This window comes from Flavobacterium sp. (genome assembly GCF_021151785.1).
In the GTDB taxonomy this organism is placed as follows: domain Bacteria; phylum Bacteroidota; class Bacteroidia; order Flavobacteriales; family Flavobacteriaceae; genus Flavobacterium.
The window spans coordinates 1-15,290 of the sequence record NZ_JAGKWP010000059.1 but is presented as its reverse complement, the minus strand read 5'-3'; the positions used below and the strand labels follow the sequence as shown (position 1 = coordinate 15,290).

Annotated in this window: 15 protein-coding genes; 1 reads left to right on the top strand and 14 read right to left on the bottom strand. The window is 31.8% G+C overall.

Annotated elements, in window-relative coordinates; all coding sequences use genetic code 11:
* Nucleotides 1-74: 74 nt before the first annotated feature.
* The 3 genes from QZ824_RS07485 to QZ824_RS07475 form a co-directional block, all read right to left on the bottom strand.
* Nucleotides 75-374: a GIY-YIG nuclease family protein gene (locus QZ824_RS07485; protein WP_291275399.1), complete on the bottom strand. Its 300-nt coding sequence runs from the start codon at nucleotides 372-374 to the stop codon at nucleotides 75-77.
* Nucleotides 375-582: 208 nt separating this feature from the next.
* Nucleotides 583-891 (bottom strand): hypothetical protein, encoded by a 309-nt coding sequence (locus QZ824_RS07480; protein ID WP_291275398.1) that lies wholly within the window; start codon nucleotides 889-891, stop codon nucleotides 583-585.
* A gap of 91 nt (nucleotides 892-982) precedes the next feature.
* Entirely contained in the window at nucleotides 983-2,038 is a 1,056-nt protein-coding gene (locus tag QZ824_RS07475) for a hypothetical protein (protein ID WP_291275397.1), read from the bottom strand.
* Nucleotides 2,039-2,733: 695 nt separating this feature from the next.
* Here QZ824_RS07475 and QZ824_RS07470 point away from each other — a divergent pair.
* Nucleotides 2,734-3,483 (top strand): hypothetical protein, encoded by a 750-nt coding sequence (locus tag QZ824_RS07470; protein WP_291275396.1) that lies wholly within the window; start codon nucleotides 2,734-2,736, stop codon nucleotides 3,481-3,483.
* A gap of 115 nt (nucleotides 3,484-3,598) precedes the next feature.
* On the opposite strand, the gene QZ824_RS07465 is transcribed toward QZ824_RS07470, so the two are convergent.
* From QZ824_RS07465 to QZ824_RS07415, 11 genes are all read right to left on the bottom strand, one after another.
* Nucleotides 3,599-4,231 carry a NeuD/PglB/VioB family sugar acetyltransferase gene (locus QZ824_RS07465; protein ID WP_291275395.1) on the bottom strand — a complete coding sequence of 211 codons (633 nt, stop codon included), beginning with the start codon at nucleotides 4,229-4,231 and terminating at the stop codon, nucleotides 3,599-3,601.
* A 26-nt stretch (nucleotides 4,232-4,257) separates the two neighbouring features.
* A complete protein-coding gene (locus tag QZ824_RS07460) occupies nucleotides 4,258-4,866 on the bottom strand; it encodes a sugar transferase (RefSeq protein ID WP_291275394.1) in 609 nt (202 codons plus the stop codon).
* Nucleotides 4,867-4,917: 51 nt separating this feature from the next.
* Complete coding sequence (locus tag QZ824_RS07455) at nucleotides 4,918-6,216, bottom strand: hypothetical protein (protein ID WP_291275393.1); 1,299 nt, start codon at nucleotides 6,214-6,216, stop codon at nucleotides 4,918-4,920.
* On the bottom strand, nucleotides 6,216-7,289 hold the full coding sequence (locus QZ824_RS07450) for a CapA family protein (protein WP_291275392.1): 1,074 nt from the start codon (nucleotides 7,287-7,289) through the stop codon (nucleotides 6,216-6,218). Before QZ824_RS07450 ends, QZ824_RS07455 begins: the two co-directional genes overlap by 1 nt.
* On the bottom strand, nucleotides 7,286-8,443 hold the full coding sequence (locus QZ824_RS07445) for a glycosyltransferase family 4 protein (protein ID WP_291275391.1): 1,158 nt from the start codon (nucleotides 8,441-8,443) through the stop codon (nucleotides 7,286-7,288). Before QZ824_RS07445 ends, QZ824_RS07450 begins: the two co-directional genes overlap by 4 nt.
* Nucleotides 8,415-9,572, bottom strand: a complete 1,158-nt coding sequence (locus QZ824_RS07440; protein WP_291275390.1) for a glycosyltransferase — start codon at nucleotides 9,570-9,572, stop codon at nucleotides 8,415-8,417. Before QZ824_RS07440 ends, QZ824_RS07445 begins: the two co-directional genes overlap by 29 nt.
* Before the next feature lie 15 nt (nucleotides 9,573-9,587).
* Nucleotides 9,588-10,595 (bottom strand): NAD-dependent epimerase/dehydratase family protein, encoded by a 1,008-nt coding sequence (locus QZ824_RS07435; RefSeq protein ID WP_291275389.1) that lies wholly within the window; start codon nucleotides 10,593-10,595, stop codon nucleotides 9,588-9,590.
* Between the two features lies 1 nt (nucleotide 10,596).
* A complete protein-coding gene (locus QZ824_RS07430) occupies nucleotides 10,597-11,670 on the bottom strand; it encodes a glycosyltransferase (RefSeq protein ID WP_291275388.1) in 1,074 nt (357 codons plus the stop codon).
* Nucleotides 11,663-12,577 (bottom strand): GT-D fold domain-containing glycosyltransferase, encoded by a 915-nt coding sequence (locus tag QZ824_RS07425; RefSeq protein WP_291275387.1) that lies wholly within the window; start codon nucleotides 12,575-12,577, stop codon nucleotides 11,663-11,665. Before QZ824_RS07425 ends, QZ824_RS07430 begins: the two co-directional genes overlap by 8 nt.
* A 16-nt stretch (nucleotides 12,578-12,593) precedes the next feature.
* Nucleotides 12,594-14,474, bottom strand: a complete 1,881-nt coding sequence (gene asnB, locus QZ824_RS07420; protein WP_291275386.1) for an asparagine synthase (glutamine-hydrolyzing) — start codon at nucleotides 14,472-14,474, stop codon at nucleotides 12,594-12,596.
* Between the two features lie 2 nt (nucleotides 14,475-14,476).
* Nucleotides 14,477-15,290, bottom strand: an 814-nt coding sequence (locus QZ824_RS07415) for a hypothetical protein (protein WP_291275385.1), incomplete at its 5' end; no start/stop codon positions are given.

Below are 15,290 nucleotides of genomic sequence, written 5' to 3'. Positions count from 1 at the left end.
GTCCCCTTCGGTGGCTTCGAGAGCCTCAGCCACCGAAGGGGACTCAGCCACCAGAAAAGTGGAGGGTACGGATTTTATTTATTGAAATCTAAATCTCTGTATGCTTTTGCGAGTTGTGGTAATGTATGTGTCGCTCCTTCTATTAGTGCTTCTTTCTTTTTTCTACTCCAGCCTTGTACTTGCTTTTCTCTTCTAAAGGCTTGGTCAATTCTAGTATATTCTTCGTGATATACTAATATGACTGGTAGTCTTTTTTTTGTATGGTTTGCTCCTTCTCCTTTTTGATGTTGCTCTAGTCTTTTTTCTAAATCTATGGTGCTTCCCGTGTAATAGGTCCCATCTGCACAAAGTAAAATATACATGTAGCCTTTCATGGTTTTTATTTTTTTTTAATTCTTTTCATTTGGTTTTGGGGTGGCTTCGAGAGCCTCAGCCACCGAAGGGGACTCAGCAACAGGGAAAAAGTCTGAATAATCGGAAAAGAGGGACTCAGACACGTTTGCGGTGGCTTCGAGAGCCTCAGCCACCGGAAAAAAGACCTCAGCCACCAAGAAAAATGCTTCAGTTACCGTTTGGGGTTTTTCAATGGGTTCGTTTAGCGAATTTATAGGTTTGATCTACCTTATTTGTTACTGAAGTCATTTGTTTTGTTTCTATCTGCTGTTCTTCTCTGGGACGTGATTCTTCTTTTTCTTTGTTGTCGTTTTCTAAAATGCTTTGGGAGATACTTTCTTCATCCACATTGTAATACTTGCAAAACTCTTTAATGGTTATGGGCTGGTGCTTGCTTTTTCCTAAGTCCTTTTTCATATTAGTCAACATTTTGAAACTCATACTGTATTTTTTTCCAAAATAAACCTGAATGTCTTTAGTTTTAATAATTTGTCGCATATTCCTTTTAATTTAATAGCGCAAAATTAAACAAGACTTTTCAGGTTTATTTCTATTTTTCGATAGCTTTTACGCTACTTTTTAATAGTTTTTACGCTATTAACGCTATCACTACTTCTTTTTTAGCACTTTGATACAGTTTCTGTTTCGTGTGCTGGTTATTTATTCTATCGTATGTTTTAATTCGATTATTAAGTATTATACCATTTTTGTATTTCTCATTAAACCAATTTCTAAATACCGTCTCCTTAGCAACAATTAACGATGGGTTTTCTTTTTCAGCCATCATCCGAAAAACATACCCCACATCATCTTGTGTTCTTGCCTCTTTCATTAAATTGTTAAAAAAAAGATAACTTCTATAGTCTTTAAAAATGTAAGTAGGAAAGCTAATTTCTTTTGTCTGTATCTCTTGTTTACTTGAAGTTATCTTATTTATCTGCTCTTTTTTGATGAGTGTGTTGATATGCTTTTCTACCAAGTCAAAGAATGGTTCTGTTATTCTTAGCAGCGTTTCATCTTCTTTAAAAAAGGTTACCCAATCTTGATAAAAGGCCGTCATTCCAATTCTTACTAATTCTAACCATTTCGAATGTTTCTCTGGATTTATACACTTCCATCCTACTTGATTGATCCAATATTCAAATCGTTGTGAGTCAAATTCTTTTTGACATAATGAGCTAAGTACTTGATTTTCTAATTTTAACATGTATTGCACAACTAATCTAATGATAGCCTTACCCATTTTCTTAATCAGCTTTTTAATAATTTTGGGTTCAACACCCTGCTCCTGTGCTTCTTTTTGTAAAAAGGCTTTGATGTTTTTTAAAGGGTATTTTTTAATTTTTTTAAGGGTCTTGCTCAGTGTTGAAGCTCGATGGCTAATCGATTCCAAGTAGTCATCCAAATGCTTTGGAAGTTCCTCAAACTGATTCTGATAAGCTTCTTTAATGGCTTCAATTTCCGTTTGCAGTTTATCCGCAAATTTGAACTCACTGGTTTTGGGGAATTGATACATAGCCTGATCGATTAACTTTTGTAAGTCATATCCCAAATCCAAAAAATTTTTTTTAACTATTTCTATTAAATCATAATACGAATTTAAGGATGAAGAAAATTCGACTGAATTTGCTCGATTTGTACTCATAAAAATAAAATTTAGAATCTTTCAAATTTACAAAAAAAACAATTTAATGGTTTATTTTCTTATATTTTTTACTATATATCGTCTTTATCCCGTACGTATTCCGTACGTATCCCGTATGTATTCCGTATGTATCACTTTTTGCGGTGGCTTCGAGGGGGGTGCGGTGGCTTCGAGGGCCTCAGCCACCAGAGATGAAAACCTCAGCCACCGGAGAAGGGGGATCAGCCACTGGGAAGGAAGCCTCAGATAGCGTGAAGGGGTGGATGACTCGGCTGCGTGCGGTGGCTTCGAGGGGTTTTCCGGTGGCTTCGAGAGCCTCAGCCACCGGAGAAGAGGGCTTCAGACAGCGGGGACTGAATGGAAAAAACTTGAGGTTTTACTGAATTGATTCGTTTTTATTTTTTTACTTTTTTTGTTTTCTACTTTACTTTTTATTCTTTTTATGTATTTACGTTTACTTTATTATTGTTTTTTGTAGTATATCTACCCTTTTTCTTTGTGGCTTATTTGAATTTATACCTTTGACTTGTTGAATCAAAATTGGGTGCGCAACTGTTTTGATTTGGCTTCATTTTTTGTATTATGAATTTAAAAATTAAATTGGAAACAGGGTTTCAGAAACCAAGTTCCGCAGGTATAGTGTTGAAAGGGAGAATGCCCTTAATCGTATTAATTTTAACTCAAAACAATTAGTTATGGCAAAGTTTGAAGGAATTTTTGAAATTCAAGGAACCTTACAAGGTATGTCTTTTTACAAGTCTAAAGATGGAATGATGGTTCGTAAAAAAGGGGGAATTAGTAAACAACGTATTAAAAATGATCCTGCTTTTCAGCGCACCCGAGAGAATGGTACTGAATTTGGGCACAATGCTAAAATGAGCCAATTGGTTCGTAAATCAGTTGCTCATTTACTGTCTTTAGCGAAAGATCATCGTGTTAGTAGTCGGATGTCTCAATACATGAGTAAAGTAAAAAATCTGGACACGGTTTCCCCCCGTGGTGCCCGAAAAGTATGGATAGGTTTAGCTAGTGAAGAAGGGAAACAATTGCTTAAAGGTTTTGATTTTAATATCAACTCCCCTTTTAATTCGGTATTTAAATCCCAATATGAATTGGATACTGGTACCGGTGCTGTTCACATCCCCGATTTCAATCCTGCTACTCATTTAAACCTCCCTCAGGGGGCGACCCATGCTAGTTTTAGTGTTGCAGTAGCTTCATTAGATTTTGAATTAGGTAACTATAACACTACTTATAGTCCTAAGGAAAATTTTGCACTTAGTTCAAGTACACTAGACATTACTTTAACACCGAGTGACTTACCAGAAGGTACTGGTACCCTTTTTTTCTATTTCTTGATTGAGTTTTTTCAAGAATTGAATGGTGTTCAATATCCTTTAAAAAACAATTCACATAATGTGTTGTATTTGATGGATGTAGTTTAACTTTTCTATCTTTTTGCTTGAGTCCGTATCAATAGATACGGACTTTTGTTTTTTAAGGGTTGCATCAATCCAAACTATACTTTCAATATCTATTTTAACATTAAATTCAATAGTTTTACTTTGCAGGTACTCCTTTTATTGAAGCCATATCTGTACTATTTTTAACCACCATTGCTTGTCCGCCAATGCTATTTTCTTTTCCTATTTGGATGAATTGTTTCGTTGCGGCTCCGATCCCTACTTCTGTTTTTTCTCCAATCTTTGTGTATCCTCCCAAATTTACGCCTGGAGCTAAAGAGGTATAACTATGTATCGTTACATTATGTCCTATGGCACAATTCATGTTCATCACAACAAAATCATCAATCACTGTTTCATAGTTGATGGAACAGCCAGGGTAAATAATGCATCCTTTACCCATTTTAACTTGATTAGATATCCAAGCTCTTTCTGAAATTAATGTTGGAAATTCAGCATCAAGGTGTTTGACTTTTTCAACCAAACTGGCTTTTATTTTTGGGAAGGCTATTCCCCATACTACTGCTATATTTTGTTTAATGTAATCGGGAAGTACCTCTAAAGTTCCTAGTACGGGTATGCCAGCTATGGTTTGTCCTTTTTTGCTTAAATCATCATCTAAAAAACCTATGAAATCATATTTCTCCGTAAATTGATTAGGATTATATGCTATAAATTTACCTACACTACCCGCCCCTACAATAATGACTTTTTTTGTATTTTGACTCATGAAATTACGATTTAAAAATTGGTCGTTTAGTTTGTTCCATTAAAAGGTTGCATTGGTCGTTCTTCTGATTGGTTAATTCCTTCTCTAACAAGTACTTTTTTGACTGTTAACAATAGTATTTTACAATCCAAGATCAAGCTCACTTTATCTACATACTCTACATCTAAAGCAAATTTTTGTGTCCAGCTAATACTGTTTCTTCCATTAACTTGTGCCCAACCAGTTATTCCTGGTCTTACTTCATGTCTTCTTAATTGTTCTGCTGTATATAAAGGCATGTATTTAAACAATAAAGGTCGTGGCCCCACTAAACTCATTTCTCCTTTTAAAACATTAATTAACTGAGGTAATTCATCTATTGATAATTTTCTAACCCATCCTCCGAATTTTGTTATTCTCAAATTATCAGGCAATAAATTTCCTTCCGCATCCTTTTCATCCGTCATTGTCTTAAATTTAATAATATTAAAAGGCTTTTTATTTTTACCTGGTCTCTCTTGAAGAAAAAATGGTTTCCCGTTATTTTGTTTATATAAAATTAACGTCACTAGCCCTATTATTGGAGCTACTCCAACTAATGCCAATGCTGCAACGATAATATCGATTAATCTTTTAAAGAAATTTTTATACCCCATTTTCTATTACAATTCTACTTTTTAATTTTATTGACCCTGTTTATTCTCTCTTTATTCTTCTATTTTAACGATTTTTCTTTTTCCTGAAGCAAGAAGAGGAATATTGTCAACTCTTGTAATTTTAATTTCTGCCTTTTGACCGATGTATCCTTTTAATCTTTGTCTCATTTCTTCAGCTTCAGATTCACTTAATTCTTGTTTACTGTTTAAAAGTAACTCAAATGTTTTATCTTTTTTTAGTATTAATTGAAATTGTTTTAGTTTATCAAATGTTCTCAAAGCGTAATCTACTGTGTGAGGAGAAATCAATTTTCCTTCAAATGAAATAAAATCTAACCTTCTTCCTTCAATTTTTGAAAGAACCAAATGTTGCTTTCCTTTTTCATCTTTTACCCATTCCATTACCCCTACATCTCCTGTATCATATCTAATCATGGGTAGTGCAAAATTGAATAAATCTGTAATTACAATTCTTCCGGGTTGTCCCTTTGGTACTTCTTCATTGGAATCAAAATCTAAAATTTCAATTTTGAAGCTAGCATTGTTGATTTTATAATTATTCCCCAAGTTCGGTATTTGATGAGCAAAAAATCCATTCTCTGAGTTAGAATATCTAGAATAAACTTTCGTATTTAATTCTTGCTCCACTACTTTTTTTGCCTCTTCATTTAGCGCTTCCGCCATGGTAATGACACAAGATACGTTTTTTATTTTAGGCACTTCAATCTTTTCACTTTTCAACACCTGAACCATTGCTTCTAAAGAAGATGAATAAGCTAGAATTGCTTTTTTCCCCTTTTGATTATGCAGCTGTTTTACTAGTTTTTGCACCATATTTTTATCCACTACACTGGTATTGACTTGGACAATATTTTTAACTATTCTTTGCAGTATTCCTAAATCATTAATTTCATTCCAGATTCTTATGTAATATAGTTTTTGTCCAAGCGTGTGTCCGCAAGTCTCCGAAAAGTAATAATTATCTGCTATTTGTCTTTTGGTTTTTTCAGGATTGTGATAAACTAAAAAAGGCACACCAGTAGAGCCACTTGTTGTTACTTTTCTTAACTTATCTAAGTTGTATTCTTTATTTAAAAATGCTTCTCTATCGCTATTAATTTTGTTTTTATTGATAACTGGAAATTTTGAAAAATGGTCAACACTTTGATAATCGGCATAAAAATCGGTATTCTTTTTTGCCTTATTTAACAAAATCTCTATTCGCTTTTGATGGTATTTTTCTATTTGATCAAGGTTTTGCCAATTGTTAATTTCTTTAATTCCATTAACACTTTTCTTTATTTGATTCCCACGAATAAAATCAATAGCTTGAATTATAAACTTTTGCATTAGTTATTCCATTTACGTAATTTATATTTTGCCAAAGTTCTTGCTACTCTGGCTCTAGTTTTAAGTAAATACATATTGATTTTGTATTTTACTCCTTTGTACTCTGTAAATACTGGTATTAAAACTTTTTTTCTTCTATTTTTCTTAAAAAAAGTTAAATAGTCTTGTTCTGTTAATTTGTATGGTTGTGCGTATTTTTCAAATCTACTATCGTTTATCGTTGTTTTACCTTGATAAACTATTTTAGTATTTAGGTTTTCTCCTTGAATTTCAAACCAATGTAAATAAAATTGATTTGTTTTTAAATTCCATTCTAAACCTAATTCTTGTTTAGAAAAATCGGGATACGTCATTTCTCCATTTACATAGGTACTCCAGGGAATGAAAAAATTTCCTAATCCATATAGTATTACTCCTTCTTTGTACAATTCTCCACCTTGGATACAATGCGAATGACAGCCCACTATTACGTTTGCTCCAGCGTCGATTAGCTCTTTTGAAAATTTACGATAAGAAGGAAAAGGAAGAATTTCTAAATCAAAACTCCAATGAAAATAAATTACTATTTTCACTTCTGGTTCCTCTTTTTTAATTGTTTTGATTCGATTTAACAATCTTTCTTCTTCAATTATTGAAACGTAAACTCCATTAGTTGGATTCTTTTGATGGTATAATAAAAAATCCCAACAGAAATTAAAAATGATTATCTTTTGCTCTTCTTCATAGATTACTAATTCAGGTTGTATCTTATTTTTTTGACTTCCTGCCCCCAACACTTTTAATTTTTGCTTTTCTAATTTGTCAATTGTTGCATCAAAATACTCGGGGATGTCTAGTGTATGATTATTAGCTAATGCACAAACATTCACATTACCTGCTGTCAATGCCTCGACTACAGAAGGATGGTTAAATAGTAACGGTGTTTTCTCATTTACTGAGTGCTCATCAGAAATTAAACCTTCTAAATTACAAATTACATTTTTAGTAAAGACTTCTTTGTTGTCTTCAAAGAAATGCTTTAAAATTGCACTATGTTTTTCTGTTGGTGAAGCTATATCTCCTATAATAATCATAATTCATATATTTTTTGAATACCATTCCAAATTTTTTCCTTAGTGAATCTTTTTGCCCATTCTATTCCATTTTTACCATGTTCGGTTCTCAATTGAGGAGCTTCTACATATTTTTCTAAAGCGTCATGTAATTCTTTTTGGCTTTTAACTTGGTATATTGTTCCATTAACTCCATCATTTACGGCATCAATACAACCGGTAGCATTACTTACTATCACGGGAATCCCCATTGCTGCAGCTTGAATCGGTACATTAGGAAATCCTTCTCTCCATGAAGGTAGTACAAAAATATCAAATAATGACATATACAATGGCACATCATCTTGAAAAGGGATATGAATTATTCCAGGATGAGATTGAAATCTATTTTCAAAATCAGGCTCACACTTGATATGTCCCATTAGAATTAATCTTGTCTCCTTATATTTTTCAAATATTTTTTCAAATGACTCCACTAATTCAAATGCGCCTTTGTGCTGTGTCACTCTGCCTACAAATCCAATTACCAATTTATTTTCTAATTGATACTTACTGATTAATTCTTTACGTTTATCTGGATCAATTGTTTCTCTTTTGAAAGCTGTTGTGTCTACTCCATTTGAGCTTCCTTCCCCTATAACATAAGCCTTTTGTGGTTGTGAAACCCCATATTTTAACGCTGCATTTTTCAAAGAAGGACTAACATAGATGACTTTATGTGCTAAACTAACGGTATACTTTTCCATTTTTTCTAGTATCCATCTTTTAATCCCTTTTTCGGTTTCAAAACGCAACCCCCTACACGTATAAATTCGTGTTTTAACCCCAAGCATTTTAGCCGCTATCATTCCAAGGAGTCCCATTTTAGGGGTACCTACATTTACTACATCAGGTCTTACCTTTCTGAACTGTTTTATTACTTGGATTAAAGAAATGACATCCATCACTGGATTTATATCAGGAACGACTTTTATTGGTAAATGTTTGATTCCTTCTTTTTGACAAAAAATAGGTTCTTTAAAATGGTCTTGAGAAATTAGGTATACCTCATATCCTAATTCCTTGAAATATTTTGCTTGTCCATCTAACAATCTAGAGCTTCCCCCTACTGTTACGCCTAAAATTAGTTTTTTATTTTTTTCCACTTTATTTTGATAGCTTTTTAAAATCTTCATCCAATCTTTTTGCCATTATTTTATAATCTCTATATGATGTTATAAAAGCTTTTCCTCTATCTGATTCTAGTTGCATATTATTTTTATCTGACCACTTTTGATTTAACTTATCCGCTATTAAATTAGGATCAAAACTCTCCAAGAGTTCCTGCTCGCCAAAAGCTGCATTTATAATATAATCTTGTTCCGCTATTCCTTTGTTAGCAATAACACAACAGCCTGCACCTAAATATTCCATCAATTTTGTTGGTGATATTTGTTTAAAAATTTCTGATACAGGAATTGTTGAAAGTCCAATTTTTGTTTGACTTAAGATTTTTGAAATTTCAGTTCTAGACACTTTGCCATGAAAATGCACTTTATCCTTTAAATTCAATTTTTCTACATATTTTCTAATTTCAATATTGTCGTTTTGATTTGTTGATTCTCCCCAAATATGAAAATCTAATTGCCCGTATTTTTGATTATAGCAATTTATTGCATCAACCATTAAATCTATCCTTCTACTTTTAGCTAATGTTCCAATGTATGTAACGTCATACATTCTGTCCTCAATTTTATTTTCATTTTCAAACATTGATACATCCACTCCCATAGGATAAATAATATATTTATCTGCATATGCTGGCCACACATCAAGCAAAAAACGTTTCATTTGTTCACTTATCAATAAAATTCCGTTTACATGATTCATGAATAATTTTCTAATCATTAAATCACCATATCGTTTTATTCTGTATGAGATTGATTTTTCAGAAGTAACAAATGCGTGTAAATGAGATATTTGATGAAAATGATTGCGAATGCTATTCTTTCTCATGAGAAGCCATCCTAAGATTAAGAAAGCGGGATCGTTTCTGGAGAACAAAATATCAAAAGGCCCTTCATTTTCAATTATTTTTTTAAATTTAAGAATTTTATGTATTTTTAAAAGAAAAAAGTTCAATGAGGGTTTTTCAATAGTTATGTATTTAATTCCTTCTACATTCAATTCATCAAGATTACTTTTGTAACCTACGAATGTTACTTCATAACCCATTTTAGGCATCGATTTCTCCAATACCCCTTGAATAAACGAATGGTCTGTTGGCAATTCTTTATCCACTAGGACGACAATTTTTTTCACCATTTATTATTATTAATTTTAGGAAATTTTATAATATTCTTTATACCAAGAAACAAACTGATGAATTCCTTCTCTTATGTTTGTTTCTGGTGAATAGCCTGTTAATTTATTCAATTTATCAATTGAAGCGTAAGTTTTGTAAACATCCCCTTCTTGCATAGGACACATTACTTTTACTGCTTCTTTTCCACAACTGGTTTCTACTGCATCAATAAAATCTTTTAATGCTACTGGTTTATTGTTTCCGATATTGAATATTTCATATTTTTCAAAAGCATCCATTTTATTGATAACTGCCTCAATTCCTCCTACCACATCATCAATAAATGTGAAATCTCTCATTAAATCACCATTATTGAATACATTTATTGGATTGTTATTGAGAATTGCCTTTGTGAAAAGAAATGGTGCCATATCAGGTCTGCCCCACGGTCCATAAACAGTGAAAAATCTTAACCCGATAGTTTTAATATTAAATAAATGACTATACACATGAGCCATTAATTCATTGCTTTTCTTTGTTGCTGCATAAATACTAATTGGGTTATCCACATGGTCTATTTCTTCAAACGGACTCTTATCTGAATTTCCATAAACAGATGAGCTAGAAGCATAAATCAACTCTTTAATATTGTACTTTTTACAACATTCAAGAATATTAATGAATCCTACCACATTAGAATTTATGTATGCTTTTGGATTTTCAATAGAATACCTCACTCCTGCTTGTGCTGCTAGATTTATTACTAAATCTATTCCATTAGTTGAAAAAAGTTGATCTAATCTCTCCTCATCCGTTAAATCTAATTGATGAAATGAGAAATTATCTTTTCCTAGTATTTTTTTTACGGGAAGCTCTTCAATTTTGATTTCAACTCCAAGTTCTTTTAACCTATCGATTTTTAATTGAACCTCATAATACGAGTTCAAATTATCAATTCCAACAATAGTGTGCCCTTGACTTAATAATTTTTTGGCTAAATGAAAACCAATAAATCCAGCTACACCACTAATTAGTATTTTCATATTATTTCTTGTTAATTACGTTTGCTATTCTGCTAATAATTGTAGATTTCTTAAAATTCTGACTTGTTTTTATCGCTTTTTGGGCTAGTACATCTCTAAAGTCATCTTTTACTATTAAATCATCTATTGCTACTGCGAGTTTTTGAGTATCACCAGATGGCACTAAGATTCCGTCTACTCCGTTTGTTATCATCTCATTGGGACCCGCTACAAAATCAAAAGCAATACAACAACAACCTGCTGTCATGGCCTCTGCTAGTGCATTTGGAAATCCTTCACTTCTTGATGGTATAACAAACATTCCTGCATAGGCATAACATTTATCTATTTCCTTAACCTTTCCTAGAAATTTTATCCTATTAATTACTCCTAGTCTTTCTGCTTGTTCTTTTAGTGCTTCCCCTTCCTCATCACCTCCAGCTATATGTAATTCCCAATCTTGATTCTTTAGTTTAGCGAAACTTTCAATTAACAAATCAAATCCTTTTAAATAATCATTTAACCTTCCTACGGCAAGAATTACTTTTTCTCTTTTTATTTCTGGGAATAATTGCACTTCTCTAACGCTATTAGGAATAACTATTACTTCGGTTTTTTTAAAATATTTTCTTTGGTATTCCGCTGCTATATTTGTTTGTGCGATTACCCCTTTGGGTGGCTTAATCGAAAAAGCTAATTTATTAATTGCTCTCATGGGTTGTCTCCATACAAATAAGGGACTGGATCTTTCAGATAAAAAATACGGGTATTTTGTTCCTAGTAAAGCTAAGGCTGTAATGGCTCCATAGAACTTATTGAAAACTAAAATATGCTCTGGATTTACGCGCTTTACTTCTTTTCTAATCCATAGTATAGACTTGAACAAAGATAACTTTGTTTTATTAAAACCTTGTGGCTCTATGATTTCAATGCCTTCATTAAGTTTAAAAAAGGCTTCTTTTTTAAACAAAGATAAAAAGTATACTTTGGCACCTAGTTCACTCAATCCGTTAGCCGTATTGGATGAGGCTCTTTCAATCCCACCCATGGCAAGACATGGCGCTATAATTAGTATTTTATTTGCTTGCTTATTCATTTAGAAATGTTGCTATTATTTGCTGTTCGTATTTTTCATCCTGAATATCTTCTACTATTCTACCTCCCTTAGCTTCACTTGTGTATTTTCCTTTTAATTTTACTTTTTCTGTGGCTCCTTGCAAATACCATTCGTATTCCACATCTAAATTTCCGATGTCAACTGCTTGGTATCCTATTTTTGCTAATTCGTAGCAGATTGGCTTCGCAGTTGGACCCATGGCTACCATTATCAGACTATCTTTAGGCATTGTTTTTGCAAAATTTAATAAACTATCAAATTGATCAAATGCATCATGTGCAGGCCCTACTATCCTTTTTACACTTTTTGCTTTTTCAAACAAATTATTACCTACTCCCAGTCTGCTTTTACAACCTTCAATCAAGACTATATCTCTATTTTCCCAAATCCTCATTAAAGATTTAAACCATTTTTCACTATGTGACCGATCGGCATAATCCATATAGGGTCTTGTCATACTCGCATTGTAATAGATTTTTCCAGCAAGTAAATAAGGTTTAATTCTAGGGTACGTCCAAACAATAATTGCCCTCCATAACAATTGAGATTTAGGCTTCAAATTTTTTAGTGAAAAGTAACCAACAGGTAACCCAACTAAAATTTTATCCTGTTCTGATTTTAGTATTTCAATAAAATAATTTCTTAATCTTTCATCTTGTTTTTGAAACGGTAATGAACGTTTTTCGGCCATATATAGCAATTCGCCATCTCCAAATCTGCAAATGGAGCAATTGTCCTCTACAATTTTATCAATGGTTTCAGGAATAGATTTTACTTTTGGCAGAGGATACCATTTAATTACTATTGGATACCAAAAACTTAAAAAATGTTTAAACATTTTTCTTGGTATCGAAAACACTTTACTGTATTGTAAATTAAAACTCACTTTAAAATATTTTTATTTAATTAATCCATTTATAATACCACATTTGAAAAATAAGAATTCTCCATATTAAGTTTGGATACCTTAGTTTATCTTTTTTAAATAACATTAATGATTCACGGACATATTCATAATTAAAAAAACCAGATTTATTAATCATTTCCTCACTTAAAAATTCATCAATTAAAAAAGACAACTCATTATTTAACCATTTGTAAATTGGTAAATCAAATCCAACTTTTGGTCTATCCATTATAGACTGAGGTATATATTTATAAACAATCTCTCTAATTGGCTTCTTACTTGTTACTCCATCATGTTTATAATTGTAAGGAAGTTTAGCCGCAAACTCCATCAATTTGTGATCTAATAAAGGTTCTCTTCCTTCTAGAGAGTACCCCATAGTTGCTCTATCAACCTTAACTAAAAGATAATCTCTCAACACATCATTAACACCTAAAATATAAATTTCATCTAATTGATCTTTTAATTTCACATTAACTTTTTCTGTATACAATATAGACGATTCTACCTTTAACAACCTATTGAGTATTTCTTTTGGTAATCCAGAATGGTTAATATCAAGTTGGTATATTTTATCCTCTTTTGAAGCCTTTAAAACATCACTTATACCACTCATTTTCTTTTCAATGTGACTATTCATACCTGTAAAAAATGGGGCAGCAGTTTCTAAAAAAAGACTTGTCAAATTAGAAAAAGGTAATGAATTAATTTTCTGTAACATCCTAGGTGTATTTGCAAATCCTTTATATCCTCCAAATAATTCATCCCCGCCATCCGCGGAAAGAGCAACCGTTACCTCTTTTCGAGCTAATTTACTAACTAACATGGTTGGAATACAAGAAATATCAGCAATTGGATCATCAAATAACTCTGGTAATAATGGAATTAAATCGATTGCATCACTTTGTTTACAATCATAAGATGTATGATCGGTTCCTAAATGTTTCGCAATTATTTCAGCATCTTTGGATTCATCAACACCATCAGAAAAACCGATTGTAAAAGTTTTTAATTTTTCAGTCCTATCTTTTTGTAAAATTGCTGTTACTAAAGAACTATCAAATCCACCACTTAAAAATATTCCAACAGGAACATCAGAAACCATCCTTAATTCACATGCTTCCTTGATTAATATCTCTGTCTCTTGCACGGCTTCTTCAAAAGTCCCTGAAAATCTATCCTCTTCATAGAAACTAGAATAACTCCAATATTTTATTTTTTCAATTTTACTGGTAACCAAATCAAAAATTGTCCAAGAACCAACATCTGCCTTGAAGACTCCGGAAAGCATTGTGTTAGGATGAGAAACATATCCAAAATTTAAAAAAGTTTTCAAACTATCCAAAGAGACCTCTTTATTAAAGCCAGCAGTATTAAAAAAAATTTTGAGCTCTGAACCAAACACTAATTGATTATTCATTAAAGAGTAATACAATGGCTTAACTCCTACTCTATCTCTACACATAAAAAGTTTATTCAACTCTTTATCATAGATTGCAAAAGCAAACATTCCTCTAAACTTTTCGACTGATTTTAATCCCCAAGCGTGAAAGCTTTTTAAAACAACTTCAGTGTCTGAGTTGGAATGAAAATGATAGCCTAATTCAAGTAACTCTTTCTTTATGTCAATATAATTATATATTTCTCCATTCAATACAATAACTAAATGCTCATAAAACATAGGTTGTTTACCTAAGCTAGACAAATCTAAAATTGAAAGTCTAACATGAGATAATCCAACATTCCCATATTCATTTTTTTCAAAAAAAATGTCTGAACCATCAGGTCCCCTTTTTTTCATGGCCTTGTTATAAGACCATAATTGATTATCATCTAATTTTTTATTCTTATCAAAAAATCCTGCTATTCCACACATAATTATATTGATTTTGCTAATTCATCCGAAGTTAAAAACTGAACATCTGGATATTTATTAATAATTAACTCAAAAAGTAATTTAAATTTTTGCAAATTGTTACATCTGTTTTGTGGTTCTAATCCTCCGACAAAATTTAATCGATGCATACAAATTATTGCAGGAGTTTTAAATTTGAAAGCTAAATCGATTTTATCCATCGCATTTTTAACCCAATCTATTTTACCATAAGACGGTTCAAAATATACATTTCTAACCAAATATTTCAAATCACATTTTCTATTTTTCTGACCAGTATAATGAAAAACAGTTTCGTATTGCTTATTTTTAAAAGACTGCTGGTACATCACCGTCTGCAAATGTGTAATACCTTCTCTAAGTAATCTATCATTAATTTGATCATTCCACACATATCTAGGCGCAATAAATGTAGTTGAATTGAAACCAAAAACATCTTTAAAAATCTGATGTCCAGCACTTATACTCTCCTCTACAAATCTCTTCTGATCATCATTTTCATATTCAAGTGCAGCCATCAAGTTCTTTCTATTCTTACTCATCTTATTAGAATCAATTGCATAGCAATTACGTTTAAATGCATTCAGAAAATCTTGATTCCCATTTTTAAGTTCCTCTAACCAAAAATTAACATTAATATGTTCTCTTCCATGAAACTGAGGTTGAAAATAATTTTTATTAATCATTTTCTTAATTTGATTTAATACATCTTGATTTTTATCTCTATTGAAATAAGTCAAATTAAAAGGCTCAAAAAAATATTCTTGATATTTATTTTCTTTTATTCTTTCAAAATAT